This window comes from Actinoallomurus purpureus (assembly GCF_024055795.1).
GTDB lineage: Bacteria > Actinomycetota > Actinomycetes > Streptosporangiales > Streptosporangiaceae > Actinoallomurus > Actinoallomurus purpureus.
Genome location: NZ_JAMXMY010000008.1, coordinates 248,898 through 262,250, shown reverse-complemented (window position 1 = coordinate 262,250; position 13,353 = coordinate 248,898). Strand labels below are relative to the sequence as shown.

The following is a 13,353-nucleotide window of genomic DNA, read 5'->3' as shown; positions in this document are numbered from 1 at the left end:
CGGTTCCTCGCCGGCACCGTTACGGGTTGGTAAAGCACATGGCAAGCAACCTGGACGCAGACTGTCAGAATCCGTAAAGTCAAGGACGTTTTTGGATCTGACGGGGCGTACAGGGGGCTGGCGCGATGCCGGATGAGACAGGCGTCGACAGCCCCGCTGTGGCAGTGCGTGTACGGGGTGCTCGCACGCGAGGAGGCGAAGAGCGTTGCCGCCGGTGAACGCGAATTCTGTTCCGGGCCAGACCTACAACAGTTGGCCGGGCATCGACGACCCCGGCAAGCTCAGGGTGAACACCTCACAGATCAGGGTGGCCGCCAAGCGGCTTGAGGCCCACCTTGAAGATCTTCTCGCGGCGACTGAGAAGCTGAACCGCCCCGAGCCGGTAGCGTTCGGCCAGTGGGACGCCGCACTGTCGTTCCAACCCAGTGTCCAGGCCGGTCATCAGTCCCTCGCCGACCAGCACAGTCGTGTCCTGCACGCCCTGATGAGCACGATCAAGAAGCTGCACCGTGCGGCGAACGTCTACGACGCGAACGAGGCAGACCTCGAGCGGCGGATCGCCGCGGTGGACAAGCATTTGAACGTCCAGTCCACGACCGACCTGGGCGGCCACGACCCGTCCTCGGCGCCGTCCAAGCAGGCGCCGACGGTGCCCAATTCGTTGAACCCGGACGGGAGAAACTGACGTGGCCGACTCCGAGTCGTTGCCCATGCGCGCCGGCGCTCCTTCCGGAACACCTGGCGGATACAACGATCCAGCGGACATCGACAAGCTTCTGAAGCAGACAGCTCCCGGCCACGTCACCCAGGCCGGAAAGGACTACCAGAAGTTCGCTTCGGCGCACGGGAACTTCGCCGGCGACATGGTCACTGTCCGCGACATCCTTCACGAAGCCTGGGGAGGAGAAGACGCCGGCGCCGCACAGTCGGCGCTGCGGGAGATCTGGGCTTCCTCAGCGGCCCTCGACCAGACCGCCAATGAATTCGGAACGGCGCTCGAAGACCACGGTAAAAACCTCGCCTGGTACAAGAAGAGGCCGGCGCCGTCCAAGGATCTGGCCGAAGCCCGGAGCTGGATGGCCGGAGCGAACGAGCGCATCTCCCAGGCATGGATGGCGATGCCCTCGGAGGTCAGCACTAGCCTCCCAGCCAGCGGCGATATCGGTGGTTATTCTCCGGACGCCGGGGCCAGCCCCACAGGTGGTGGCCCGGCAGGTGGGGGCCCCGCAGGAGGCCCTGCTGCGGGCGGAGCGTCGGGTAGCGGTGGACATGCGCCAGGATTCGGTGGTGGCGGAACTGGATCCTCTGGACACGTCCCAGGCGGTGGTGGCCATTTGCCGGGGACTGGTGGCTCGAATACGAAGCTCGCGGGCTGGACACCGACGCCATCCGGCCCAGGGCTCGGAGGATCCGGCGGTGGGATAGGTCCTCTTCCGAGCACCCCCGGTATTCCGGGAGTGGGTAGCGGATCGCCAACGCCGGGCTTGGGCGGCGCAGTGCCACCAGGTGGTGTCGGCGGCATCAACCCCTGGAGTAGCCGCTGGGGCCAGGCTGGAACCGGTTGGGGAACAGGCGGTGCGGCGAGCGCTGCGGCCGAAGAGGCTCAAGCCGCAGAAGCGAGCGCTGCCAGCCGAGCGGGGATGATGGGTCCTGCGGTCGGTGCGGGAGCCGATCGCGGTGAGCGCGAACGCGAACGCGCGACATGGCTTGTAGAAGACGAGGATGTATGGAACGACGGCATCGAGGCAGGACCCCAGCTCATCGGTGACGGGGTCTCCAAAAACGATTCCTCAAGCGACGGTGACGCCCCAGCGGAAGATGTTCAGCTCGATCTGTCAAGTGATAGCGATGATCTTGCTGAGCTTCTCAAGGAGCTAGATCTCGAAGACAGCGTCGAAGATCCGCAGAAGGAGATCGCTAGGCTCCGCGAAAAGCTCGAGCGATTGGAGCAACAGGCGAGCTTCGATCAGAACGAAACGGGGATCAGTATCCAGCAACCCCGCTGGCCTTTCGAGGAAGATGCGTGAAGACTGTTTGGCGCTTCGCCGCAGGCCTCATCGCTGTCGTTTCGGCAGTGATGCCGACCGCGACGGCCAGTGCACTACCTCAACCACGCCAGGAAGAATGGTGGTTCTCCGCATGGGGCATCGAGAGCGACGTGTGGCCGACGACGACTGGTGTCGGCGTCACCGTCGCCGTCCTTGATACCGGTGTGAACGCTAAGCTCCCTGAGCTGGCTGGAGCGGTTCTCGCGGGTAGTGACACAACAGGACGCAAAACTGATGGCCGCCAAGACCTCGATGAAGAGAATTATGGGCACGGGACTGCCATGGCGGCGCTCATCGCTGCCCGCGGCGGGGGGGCCACTAATTTTGTGGGTATCGCACCAGGGGCCAAAGTACTACCTGTCCACGTCACGCCACAGGCGGGCGATCCGGTAGGCCAGTACAAAACTTACGCGAACGGCATTAGATACGGCGTAGACCACGGCGCCAAAGTAATCAGCATCTCTCAGGCAGCGAATTCGACAAGTCTACCCAACCACTGTGATCCAGATCTCCAGGATGCCGTGTCCTATGCGATCCAACACGATGTCGTCGTTGTTGCAGGTGCAGGCAACTGGGGGGCTGGCGGAAATTGGCCGGAGCTTCCTGCTTCGTGCGCAGGAGTCCTGGCGGTAGGGGCGATCGACAAGACTTTGCAGCCGTGGGCCGATACGGAGAGACAGTCGTATGTCGCTGTAGCGGCCCCGGGAGTTGGGGGAACCATCGGGAAGGACGGGCGATACTTCGCTAAAAGCTGGGGGACAAGTATGGCCACGGCGCTGACATCGGGCGCCATCGCTCTCATCCGATCGCGTAACCCAGAGATGCCGGCACGGACCGTGGTTCAGCGACTAATCGCAACGGCCCGCCCGTTGGGATCTCCAAAATGGAACGACCGAACGGGATACGGTGCCATTCAGATCACCGCCGCGATGAACCCTGATCGCTATCCTGTTCCATCCAACGCACCAAACCCTGTGTACGAGGCGCTTGAGAAGTGGCAGGCATCTCGGTCGGCCGCTGAGGGGCCTTCCACGGCAAGGCCAGGCCGTGCGTCGCACAAAGGCGATCGAATCGGTGTAACGACGATTGCAATCGCTGGAGCTATTGTCGTTGTCTTGCTAGTAGGCGGGATCGTCGCGACCCGGAGGCGTCCACGTCGCGCTCTAAGCGTATCGAGCACCACGCCATGGGGTCCGGGTAATGATTCTCGTGAGTGACAACCGATGAAGGATGCGAATGAGCGTTTCAGGACATGACTCTCCTGCGGTCTCCTCCGGAACCTCGACTGGCCCACAGATGGGCGACCTCTCGGAGCGTGCAGCCTACGAAGCGCGGAAGAAGCTAACCGAGGGCGTTGCTTGGGTGTACGTGCCCACTACGCCGAGTGTCCGTGTTCAAGGGGATGGACCGCGCCAGGTTGAGTTTGAGTTGCGCCAACTCGCCGACGATACTGGTGCACTACCTGTCTTCACTGATCCGAACTTGCTGGTCGCTCAGCTTGGAGAATTCCAGCCTTATGAAAAGATTCCAGTGCTAGAGCTTTTGATTCAAGTATCGGCAGCTCAGGTTCGCGTCATAGTCAATCCAGTGGTGCAAGAAGACGCGGAGCGATGGACTGCTAATCGGCTGGATGCATGGCGGAGGGATAATCAATGAGTGGATACGAGGTCGTCTTCGAAGACCTAGCGAAGGCTTCTGTAGAATTCTCTAGACAAGGTGAAGATTACGCTAACCTTATGCCGCACAGGCCGGTTTGCCAACAGGGCGGCGACGGTGTGATCGATAAGATGCTAATGTGACATGTAGGCGCTATATGAGATGCATACAGTCCTCGCTCAGGCTGTAAGTGCATTTGTTGATCCAGGTGGCGTCATCCCAAAATAGATGTCACAATAAAGCCAATTCTCCAAGACGGTGTAGCGCAGTTGACGGTAGTCGACGTCGAAGCGTGGCAGAAGGAGCGCCATGAGTGAGCCTAAAGGATACAAGGTCTTCTATGCAGACCTGGTCACAGCTTCTAAAGAGTTCGCTGCACAGGGGCGTGCATATAAAGCGCTGATGCCTGAAGCAGGGCCCGCATGCCCTCGGGGAGGCGATAACGTCATCGATAAAATGCTCGCGGTCACTCTTCAGGCGCTAGGGGAGATGCACACTGTCCTAGCCGAGGCGATGAGTTCCCATTCATGGAAGTTGCAGAACGTTCACGACAAGTATCTAGAAGTCGAAGCGAAGACGACTACCGAGCTTGGAATAATGACGGACCTGGTGAATTCTCAAGCACCTGTCAATTAGTGCATTCTCGCGCATCATCGATAGGGGTCGTCGTGTCCGGTCCATCTCAGCTGCCGAGTATCTCCTACAACTGGATCGGTGGCGACATTAACGGCTTGTCCAATCTCGCGCGCACCTTGTATGAGCATCAATCCAAAAGCGGGCAAGTGGTAAGCCGTCTGGACGGAACAGTAAACAGGCTAGCTGGAGAGGTGTGGGCTGGGCAGGCTGCGAATTCTTTCAAGGCGAGTTTCGGGCTGGACGCGAGTGATGCCAGATGGCACTCGGGAGTAGCGGTCGCGGTGGCCGGTGTAGTGGATCAACTAGCCGTAAGGCTGGCCACTATTCAGTCGATCCTCGAACGACAGGCTTCCCAAGGGGTGCAGGCAGGCTATATCAAGATTGATAGTACAGGTCGAATTACACCGATTACCGGGCCTGATACCAACGCCGCGGCGATGTCAAAGTTTTTCCGGGACTTCGTGAAGAGCGTAGATAAGGGAAGAAGTCAGGCTAGAGCAGCCCGAAAGTCCGCGGCCGCCCAACTCGTTCCACATTACAAGGCCCTTATCGCCGGAATGACAAAATACTCAAAACCCATGTCTCAGGACCCAAATGGCCTGCTGACGTCGGATCAGGTGGCGAAACTAAACTCTGACATTGGAGGGCTGCAATCTGATTATCGTGCAGCAGACGGTGCGTTGCATGCACACTCGAAATCGCATTCGGTAAAAAACGCGGTTGCCGACGGGGGTATAGGTGGGACTATCGGGACCGGAACTGGCTTGTTGATCGGGGGTACCGTAGGTCTGCTTGGTGGGCCATTCGCTGAGGTGACCGTTCCTGCTGGTGCGGCCGCTGGTGCAGGAATCGGCCAAGGGGTAGGTACGGTAATCGGCGGTGTTGTGGGATGGCTGTGGTAGTGAACGGATATTGGTGTCATGCGAATCGTTCTTGACGCAATCTACGTTTTGGGTGCGCTCATCACTGGGATCGGTGGGTGTCTGATGCTGACGAACGTGAGGCGATGGCCTAAGCTCGTCGGATCGTCAAGTGCGCCGCCCGGCTATCGCCGCGTTATGGGACTCTTGCTGTGTGCGGTATCGTTGGTGCTGGTTATTTCCGTGCTGTGGTGGCCATTCGTATTCGTGCTGGGGCTATTTTCTGGCCCGTTGATTTTTGTTCAGGGTCGCATTAATAGGAGTGCCGGTCTACGCAAAAATGAGATGGATGGCCCAGTTGACTGATAAGCGCTGTGAAATTCTCTTCGCGATGCGACCGTCCCTGTTAGCGGTGGTGCGGATGAGCACGGCAGAGGTGTCGCTTTTCGCCTTGGCCTTGGGTACGGGCGACAGCTAAGACACTGGCCCCGACGGGCGCCTCTTGGCCGTCGCCAGTGGCGGGAATCGGCTCTGGCTGTGGGGTATGCCCCAGCGTCACAAACTCGCAACGCTGCACATCGGCGACCGCACCGACTTTGCCGCATTCCGACGGCAAGACTCTGGCCTGCGGCGGGGGCGAACTGAACTACTCCACCATGCAACTGTGGGATGTCGCGACCCGAACCCGGACAAGAACCTACGCCATCCCCCCTCGGCAGGGGAGGCGGCGGTGACCGGGTTGTGACGCTAAACTTTGACCCTGCTGGGCGTCCGCTGGCCATCACCGAACACGACGATGTTTGGGACATCGCCACCGACGAACGCGTCACGAGCCTACGGGTCGCGGGCGTGTCCGAGCCGAGCACGGCCGGCGTCAGTCCTGACGGTCGGACGATCGTGGCAGTCTCCTGGGGTGACATCCAGTTCACGGACATGTCGAGCGGAACGGTTTTCGCCACATCGAGGCGCGGTGACGGCTATGCAGGCGGCTGGCAGATGGCCTTTTCGCAGGGCGGCGCCTTGGTCGCCGTCTCGACGCCGTCGGTGCGGCAGTCGCCCCACTCGTAGGAGCAATCTTTGACTGAGGTTATGCGATGAGTGTCCATAGCATTGCATCGCGGGATTTCCTTATCGGATATACACTTCTTGGCATTCTATATTCGATTATCGGCGCTTTCCTCTCGGTTGGTCCTGTGATTGCGCTTTTCGGTACCGGTAACTGGAGTCTGGCCCGGCGAGCTATGCCAACTTCGTTCCGGCTAGTTGTTGGAGCCCTATGGGCAACGATGGTCTGCTGCTTCATGTTGGGCATTGTGATCCATTCAATCCTCCATTTTGCGCCAATTCCGGGTGCTACTGCAACGATCTTCGTTGTCTATTTCTTCAGGAAGGGACAACGGTCTGAGGTAGGAACAGAGGACTGATGGGATGGGTCCAGTAATTAACGGGCGTGAACTTCTCTACTTGATTGCAGACGTAATATTTGTCCAGCAACACAAATACAACCAGGTATCCGTAAGCGCGATCCTCTCATGCCGCATCGGCGGTGGCTGCCGTCTTCGATGAGCCGAGCCTGATCGGCGATTCCGGTCTGGTGCCGGTTGTTTGCTTGGCCGAGTCGGTGGAGCTGACGGAGTAGGCGGTGCGTATCACCGGTGTAGGTGATGGTGGCGGGGCCAACCCGGGTGGAAGGTGATGTCGCTGGTGGCGGCATGTCCACCGGAGCCGACAACGTCGAAGCTGCCGACCGACGGTGCGGTGTCGGTGGGCTTCGACCAGATCCGAGCTCCCTCGACGTTGGGCACGTTCCTACGCTCGTTCACCCATAGGCACCAGCCGCAGCTGCACGCGGTGCACGGCAGGTTCTTGCGCGGGCTGGCCGCGTACCTTCCGCTGTTGCCCCGGTGCGAATCAGGTCGCCTTGATCGACATCGACTCCACCCGCAAGTGTCTGTTGGCCGAGGCAAGCAGGGCGCACAGATCGGTTGGTCTATTTCCTGATGAGGGAAGAATGTAGGTACCCTCATTCATCTACTTCGAGATGACGTCGGCCCGTTGGCTATCGACCGGCGCGAGCACTGATACTTCAACGCACTCGCTTCCCTGTGGCTGACTGTGCGTTGACTTGCGCCATTCGGCGTTGTCGATTCGGTGGATTCGAGTACTCATGAAGATCACCCTATTCGTCTCGCCAGGTCCTGAAGGTAAGCATGGGAATCATCCGCCGACAGAGCGGTTGCTGTCAAGCGGCGGAACAGGCTCGTGTAGTGTTGAATATCTTCTTGTCTCTCTAGATAAAGCCCCTGATTTCCTGTCTCAAGGTAGACGATAGACGGGTCCTCGGTGAAGTTTAAAATGACGAACGAGCCGCCGAGCCCGCCGTGCAGCCCGCTATCGACCGGCACTATTTGAACGGCGACGTTGTCGAGCGCATCTGCGTCGACGAGTCGCTGGATCTGAGTGAGGCGGGCCGCAGGCGTTCCCCACGGCCGCAGAAGCGCCTCCTCTCCGATGACACTCGCGATCTGCGGCATATTCGGCTCGGTGAGTAGCCGCTGACGGCTCAGGCGTAGCTCGACGCGGCGTTCGATCTCTCGTTCGTCACAGATGCCGGCTGCCCGGATCAGCGCCCCCGCGTAGTCCGTAGTCTGAAAGAGCCCGGGGAGCACGAGCGGGTGCCACGTGGCGATCCGTACGGCTTCAGCCTCGAACCCCGGATACGAGTCCTTCAAGATGTCCGACCACTGTTCCCACCAACCTTTCTGGCGGGCCTGGCGTGCGAGCTCGAGTATGGCCCTCCGCTTCGCGGGGTCCGTTTTCTCTGTGACACCGTAGAGATCCAGAGCGCTCCGGACATCGGCAAGACGAAGCAGCTTGAACTGGCCGCTCTCGATTCGGCTGATCTTCCCCTTAGACCACTCCAGTTGCTTGCCGGCCTCCTCGGCTGTCATCCCTATCTGTTCGCGAAGCTGGCGAAGCAAGCGGGCGAGGCGTCTGCGACAGACGGTGGGATCGGTGGTCCGGCCCATAACGCTCCCTCTCTCGGCTGGCGGTCAGAATCATAGCGACGGAACACAGTATTACTTTCCTGTCCTAACCGGATAGGATCTGATGTGGAGGTTGCGAATCGGGGGTTCCGTCTCCACTATGACGGGGAAGCTTGGTGCGGAGAAGTTCGCGATCTGCATGGCTGATCAAGGTAGCAAATCGTACATCCATACCTAGATATCCGCCGAGAGTAAATGACGGGACATATGCCCCTGTCGGATGTCGGTTGCTATTGAGAAAGATTCGGATTCGCGAGGCAGTTTCTTGGAGGAGTGAACGCCCATGGCCGCATCAACACACATCGATACAGAGATCTCCGGCGACGGTATCCACCACTTGGAAGGGCTCGCGGAGCGGCTGCGAGGGGCCGGGTGGTACGCGCGGGTCATCGCCTCGCCAGGAGGGGCCGGGTTAGTGCGGGTGGTGAACCCGTCCGCTCCGCCGTTGAACGACGACATCACCGTAGGCCCCGACCAGGCGGGGCTGTGGTGGTTCCGCTGGTCCTTCGGCACCCGCATCGCCCACGTCGAGAACCCTGACATCGCGGCCGCCCGCATCATCCAGGTTCTCGGCTGTCCGAGCCGTTGACACCCCCGCTGTAGCGGCCGGCCCGGCCGTTATGGCCTTCACGTCATGGAGGTCACGTCATGTTCGCCGAGAACGACGCCCAGGCCCCGCAGCGGCAGTGGACCTGCCGTCTGGACGAGGACCCCGCCGCCGTCGTCACCGCTCGCGCCCTGGTCGGCACCGTCCTGATCGGCTGGGACACCGACCTGATCGAGGACGCCATCCTCGTCACCAGCGAACTGGTCACCAACGCCATCGCCCACGGAGACGCCCCGGTCACCCTCACCGTCACGGTCCGGACCGAGCCCGAGCCCACCGTCATCCTCGACGTCGCCGATGCTTCCCCTGACCTGCCAGTCCAGGACCTCCCCGGCGAGGTCGGCCACTTCGGGCTGTGGATCGCTGAAGAACTCACCCGCGTCACCATCCACCCCACCGCGACCGGCAAGACCGTACGCGCCGAATTCGTTTTCTTCGACCAACCGGCAGCAGGGCATGGGCAGCTACCTCGTGGCCTGGCTGGATAACACGCTGGTCGGGTTGGAGGCGATCTCGCGGGATGGATGCTGAGCGACTGAGTCTTGCGGCGCTATCGCCGCAGCCCCGAACGAATCGGGCAGATTCGCGACCGTACGCCCCTGCCGCCGGTCCCCTCCTCGGCGTCACGCTCCTCTGACTGCCGCTGTCGGCACCGCAGGTGTCGTTCCGGTAGAAAAGGACCTGCGCGCCACGATCGCCCACCTTGAGCGCTGGGAAGGAATGAGCGATTGGTCACCCCACCCGGATTGTCGGGGGGCGAGTCGGCCTCGACCGCCCGGACCCCAAGCCGGCGGAGTGCGCTGATCCTTGGGGGAGCGGCGGCCCTCTCCCTCGCCGGTGGGTCGACCGCGGCATTGTTGCTCCGAGGACGGCGTCACCCCGCGAAACATCGCGCCGGCGCAGCGGTGAGCCTCGTTGCGGCGCTGTCCCCTCCCACCGCCGGGTTCGGTGACACGACGGACCAGGACCTGGCGAAAGCCGTGGCGTTCAGCCCGGACGGCCGGACTCTCGCGGTCGGGTACGACTCGGGGACCGTCCGCCTGTGGGACGTCGGGAGCCGTAACGAGGTGCGGACGTTCCAGGGCAGCTGGATGATCGTGTGCCTCGCGTTCAGCCCCGACGGCCGAACGCTGACCTGCGGCAGCGGTGCCGACACGCGCCCTCCCACCCATCTGTGGGACCTGGCCACCGGCCATCGAACCGATCTCCCCGGCAGCGGCTGGGTCACCTTCAGTCCCGACGGGCGCCTCTTGGCCGTCGCGAGTGGAGATAACCGCCTCTGGCTCTGGGAGATGGCCCACCGCCGCAGAATCGCCACGCTGCGCGTCGCTGACCGCACCGACTTCGCCGCCTTCAGCCCCGACGGAACGACCCTGGCCTGCGGCGGCGGTGAAGACGACCAGCTCACCATGCAGCTGTGGCGGGTGCCGGATCGGACCCGGTCGCATACGTTCGTCATCCCCCACAGCAGGCAGGGCGAGTCGGCCCAGGTCGTGGGGCTGAGTTTCGATCCCGCCGGCCGCCCGCTGGCCATTGATGATGGCGGCGGGATCTGGGACATCGCCGCGGGCGAGCGCTCCACCTCCCTGTCGGCCGTGCCGGGCGCCGGCTCATTCCCCGGATGGGGTGTGGCCGGTCTCAGCCCCGATGGTCGAACGGTGGTCGCGACCTCCGGACAAGACGTCCAGTGGGTGGACCTGGTGACCGGCAAGGAGATCGCCCCGCCGTACCGCAGTGACAGTTACATCCACGGCTGGCAGGTCGCCTTCACCCGCGACAGCACCCTGGCGGCCGTCCTCGCCGGGCCACAGACCTTGCTGTACCGGCTGCACCAACGGCGCTGAGCGGGGCGCCAGTGATCAGCGGCTGGGGCAGGGCGCCCTTCGCGAGTAGAGCGGCCCCTGAGCCTTGTGAGTCAGGCGCCGACGACCTGAATCTCGCAACGAGCCCCGGGCGCGTTGGAGAGTCGGGCGTCCTGAGTGATCAGGGGGCAGTCGTATGTTTCCGCGAGCGCTACATAGGCCGCGTCATACGTGGTCAGATTTCCCCGTAGTTCCCAGATGCGGGGAAGGAGCGTTCGTACGTCAGCAAGTTCGATCTCGAGCTCGGCGAGCACTCTGATCGCTTCCTCCGCGCGGGGACGGCTGATCTTGGAACCGAGCAGCCGTCCTCGGATCCCAGAGCTCACTTCTGTGATCAGATGAGCCGGTGCCGCCCAGCTGGAGTCGACGTTCGCTGCTTTGCGGGCCGCCTGCCCTTCGGGGCCGTCCGCGGTAAGGGCGTCGATCAGGACAGACGCGTCGATGACGATCACGCTTTGTCCGTCAGACGTGCCTCGCGCGCCACACGCATGTCTGCGACGTCTGCGGCGGCCTCCCCGGGTGACGCCGCGTATCCGTCGTCGCGGCCCTCGAAGCGGGCGAGCATGGCCGCATTGCGTGACCTGCGGGCCTCTGCCTTGATCAGCTGCAGCAGGTAGGCCTGCAGTGACTGCCCCCGCATCCGAGCCATCTCGGTGAGGAGATCTCGGACGTCCTCGGGAACATCACGGATCTGAAGAGCGACGCTCATGCATGCATTCTAAATGCATACGGTCCGTGGCCGCACGGTTTCGAGGCGCGAGTGCGCCGGGCCGTGCTGGAGGAGCCACTACCCTTGGTGGCGTTGTGAATCTGATCAATGTTGAAGGCCTCGGCAAGGCGTACGGGCCGGTTCCCCTGCTCGACGATGTCTCCCTCGGTGTGTCCGCCGGTGACCGGATCGGTGTGGTCGGCCGCAACGGCGGGGGGAAGAGCACGCTCGTCTCCCTGCTCGCCGGCCGTGTCGCACCCGACGGCGGGCGGGTCACGCATACGCGGGGCCTGCGCCTCGGGTTCCTCACGCAGCGGGATGAGTTCCCCGAAGGTGCGACCGTGCGCTCGGTCGTGCTCGGGGAACGGGCGGAGCACGAGTGGGCCGGGGATGCGCGGGCCCGCGAGATCCTGGCCGGGCTGCTGCCCGGCATCTCCGTGGACACTCCGATCGAGGGGATGTCCGGCGGTGAGCGGCGTCGTGTGGCGCTGGCCCGGCTGCTCGTTCCCGAGACCGATCTCCTGGTGTTGGACGAGCCCACCAACCATCTCGACATCGAGGCGATCGCCTGGCTGGCGGGGCACCTGAAGGACCGGACGCTCATCGTCGTCACGCACGACCGGTGGTTCCTGGACGCGGTGACCGAGCGCACGTGGGAGGTGGCCGACGGGCAGGTGCACCGGTACGAGGGCGGCTACTCCGCGTACGTCCTGGCCAAGGCCGAGCGGGCCCGCATCGCCGCCTCCACCGAGGAGAAGCGGCAGAACCTCCTCCGCAAGGAGCTGGCCTGGCTCCGCCGGGGCCCGCAGGCGCGTTCGACCAAGCCGAAGTTCCGCGTCGACGCGGCGAACGCGCTGATCGCCGACGAGCCGCCGGCCCGTGACGCCGTGGAGCTGGTCCGGTTCGCGACCTCGCGACTCGGCAAGACCGTGTACGACGTCGAGGACGTCACCGTCCGGGTCGGTGACCGTACGCTCTTCGAGCACCTGACGTGGCAGCTCGGTCCCGGTGACCGGGTCGGCCTCGTCGGCGTCAACGGCAGTGGGAAGTCCACCCTGCTGCGCCTCCTGGAGGGCACCGTCGCGCCGTCCGCCGGGCGGGTGATCCGAGGCAAGACCGTGCAGCTCGCGCACCTGTCGCAGGAGCTGGGCGAGCTCGACCCGGCTCGTCGCGTCCTCGAGTCGGTCGAGGAGATCAAACGCCGCATCAGCATCGGGAAGCGTGAGTTCTCGGCCAGCCAGATGCTGGAGCGGTTCGGGTTCCGTGGTGACGCCCAGTGGACCCCGGTGGGCGACCTGTCCGGTGGCGAGCGACGGCGCCTGCAGCTGCTGCGGCTGTTGATGGCAGAGCCGAACGTCCTCTTCCTCGACGAGCCGACCAACGACCTCGACATCGAGATGCTGACCGAGCTGGAGGACCTGCTCGACGGATGGCCGGGTTCACTGGTACTGGTCAGCCACGACCGGTACTTCCTGGAGCGGGTCAGCGACCGCGTCCTGGCCCTGGTGGGTGACGGCCGTCTGTTGCTGCTGCCCGGAGGAGTCGACGAGTACCTCGACCGCCGGCGGCGTTCGACGCCGGAACCACAGCCCGTACGGGCCGCGGAGCCGAAGCCGGCCAAGAACTCCTGGCAGGCCAAGAAGGAGCTCGACCGGCTGGAACGCCGGATCGAGAAGCTCGGCGACCGTGAGGCGGACGTGCACGAGCTGATGGCCACGCACGCCACCGACCACGAGAAGCTGCTCGAACTCGACGCGGAGTTGAAGGCGGTGCGCGCCGAGCGCGAGGAGATCGAGGAGCAGTGGCTCGTCCTCGCGGACGAGGCGTAGGCGCGGACCGTACGCGGCCCGCCGGAGGCGAGGAACCGCCCGGAGGCGCCGCCGCACTGGCCTGAGGCGGCCCCGCACGGGACTGTCAGATCGGCGGTG

15 protein-coding genes are annotated in these 13,353 nt (G+C 63.2%); 11 read left to right on the top strand and 4 right to left on the bottom strand.

Annotated features, from left to right (window positions below; all coding sequences use genetic code 11):
* Positions 1–214: 214 nt before the first annotated feature.
* The 7 genes from NE236_RS17470 (at position 215) to NE236_RS17450 (ending at position 5,242) form a co-directional block, all read left to right on the top strand.
* Positions 215–685 (top strand): hypothetical protein, encoded by a 471-nt coding sequence (locus NE236_RS17470; RefSeq protein WP_252843055.1) that lies wholly within the window; start codon positions 215–217, stop codon positions 683–685.
* A gap of 1 nt (position 686) precedes the next feature.
* Positions 687–2,027: a bZIP transcription factor gene (locus NE236_RS17465; protein WP_252843054.1), complete on the top strand. Its 1,341-nt coding sequence runs from the start codon at positions 687–689 to the stop codon at positions 2,025–2,027.
* Between the two features lie 50 nt (positions 2,028–2,077).
* Complete coding sequence (locus NE236_RS45075; RefSeq protein WP_372494374.1) at positions 2,078–3,265, top strand: S8 family serine peptidase; 1,188 nt, start codon at positions 2,078–2,080, stop codon at positions 3,263–3,265.
* A gap of 79 nt (positions 3,266–3,344) precedes the next feature.
* Entirely contained in the window at positions 3,345–3,704 is a 360-nt protein-coding gene (locus NE236_RS17460; protein ID WP_252843053.1) for a hypothetical protein, read from the top strand.
* A complete protein-coding gene (locus NE236_RS45535) occupies positions 3,701–3,847 on the top strand; it encodes a DUF6317 family protein (RefSeq protein ID WP_504915080.1) in 147 nt (48 codons plus the stop codon). Before NE236_RS17460 ends, NE236_RS45535 begins: the two co-directional genes overlap by 4 nt.
* 166 nt (positions 3,848–4,013) lie before the next feature.
* On the top strand, positions 4,014–4,340 hold the full coding sequence (locus NE236_RS17455) for a DUF6317 family protein (protein ID WP_252843052.1): 327 nt from the start codon (positions 4,014–4,016) through the stop codon (positions 4,338–4,340).
* Positions 4,341–4,372: 32 nt separating this feature from the next.
* Positions 4,373–5,242 carry a hypothetical protein gene (locus tag NE236_RS17450; RefSeq protein WP_252843051.1) on the top strand — a complete coding sequence of 290 codons (870 nt, stop codon included), beginning with the start codon at positions 4,373–4,375 and terminating at the stop codon, positions 5,240–5,242.
* 1,989 nt (positions 5,243–7,231) lie between these two features.
* On the opposite strand, the gene NE236_RS45070 is transcribed toward NE236_RS17450, so the two are convergent.
* Positions 7,232–7,369 (bottom strand): DUF397 domain-containing protein, encoded by a 138-nt coding sequence (locus NE236_RS45070; RefSeq protein WP_372494368.1) that lies wholly within the window; start codon positions 7,367–7,369, stop codon positions 7,232–7,234.
* 5 nt (positions 7,370–7,374) lie between these two features.
* On the bottom strand, positions 7,375–8,229 hold the full coding sequence (locus tag NE236_RS17445; protein WP_252843050.1) for a helix-turn-helix domain-containing protein: 855 nt from the start codon (positions 8,227–8,229) through the stop codon (positions 7,375–7,377).
* A gap of 301 nt (positions 8,230–8,530) precedes the next feature.
* Between NE236_RS17445 and NE236_RS17440 the strand changes: the two genes are divergently transcribed.
* The 3 genes from NE236_RS17440 to NE236_RS17430 all read left to right on the top strand — a co-directional run bounded on the left by NE236_RS17440 (position 8,531) and on the right by NE236_RS17430 (position 10,698).
* Positions 8,531–8,836 carry a hypothetical protein gene (locus NE236_RS17440; protein ID WP_252843049.1) on the top strand — a complete coding sequence of 102 codons (306 nt, stop codon included), beginning with the start codon at positions 8,531–8,533 and terminating at the stop codon, positions 8,834–8,836.
* Positions 8,837–8,895: 59 nt separating this feature from the next.
* On the top strand, positions 8,896–9,342 hold the full coding sequence (locus NE236_RS17435; protein WP_252843048.1) for an ATP-binding protein: 447 nt from the start codon (positions 8,896–8,898) through the stop codon (positions 9,340–9,342).
* 417 nt (positions 9,343–9,759) lie between these two features.
* Positions 9,760–10,698, top strand: a complete 939-nt coding sequence (locus NE236_RS17430) for a WD40 repeat domain-containing protein (RefSeq protein ID WP_252843047.1) — start codon at positions 9,760–9,762, stop codon at positions 10,696–10,698.
* A gap of 71 nt (positions 10,699–10,769) precedes the next feature.
* Here NE236_RS17430 and NE236_RS17425 read toward each other — a convergent pair whose 3' ends face one another.
* The gene (locus NE236_RS17425) at positions 10,770–11,168 is read right to left on the bottom strand and encodes a type II toxin-antitoxin system VapC family toxin (RefSeq protein WP_252843046.1); all 399 of its coding nucleotides are present in this window, start codon (positions 11,166–11,168) and stop codon (positions 10,770–10,772) included.
* The gene (locus tag NE236_RS17420; RefSeq protein ID WP_252843045.1) at positions 11,165–11,425 is read right to left on the bottom strand and encodes a hypothetical protein; all 261 of its coding nucleotides are present in this window, start codon (positions 11,423–11,425) and stop codon (positions 11,165–11,167) included. Before NE236_RS17420 ends, NE236_RS17425 begins: the two co-directional genes overlap by 4 nt.
* A 95-nt stretch (positions 11,426–11,520) precedes the next feature.
* Here NE236_RS17420 and NE236_RS17415 point away from each other — a divergent pair, with 95 nt between their 5' ends.
* Positions 11,521–13,254 carry an ABC-F family ATP-binding cassette domain-containing protein gene (locus tag NE236_RS17415; protein WP_252843044.1) on the top strand — a complete coding sequence of 578 codons (1,734 nt, stop codon included), beginning with the start codon at positions 11,521–11,523 and terminating at the stop codon, positions 13,252–13,254.
* Positions 13,255–13,353: the final 99 nt, after the last annotated feature.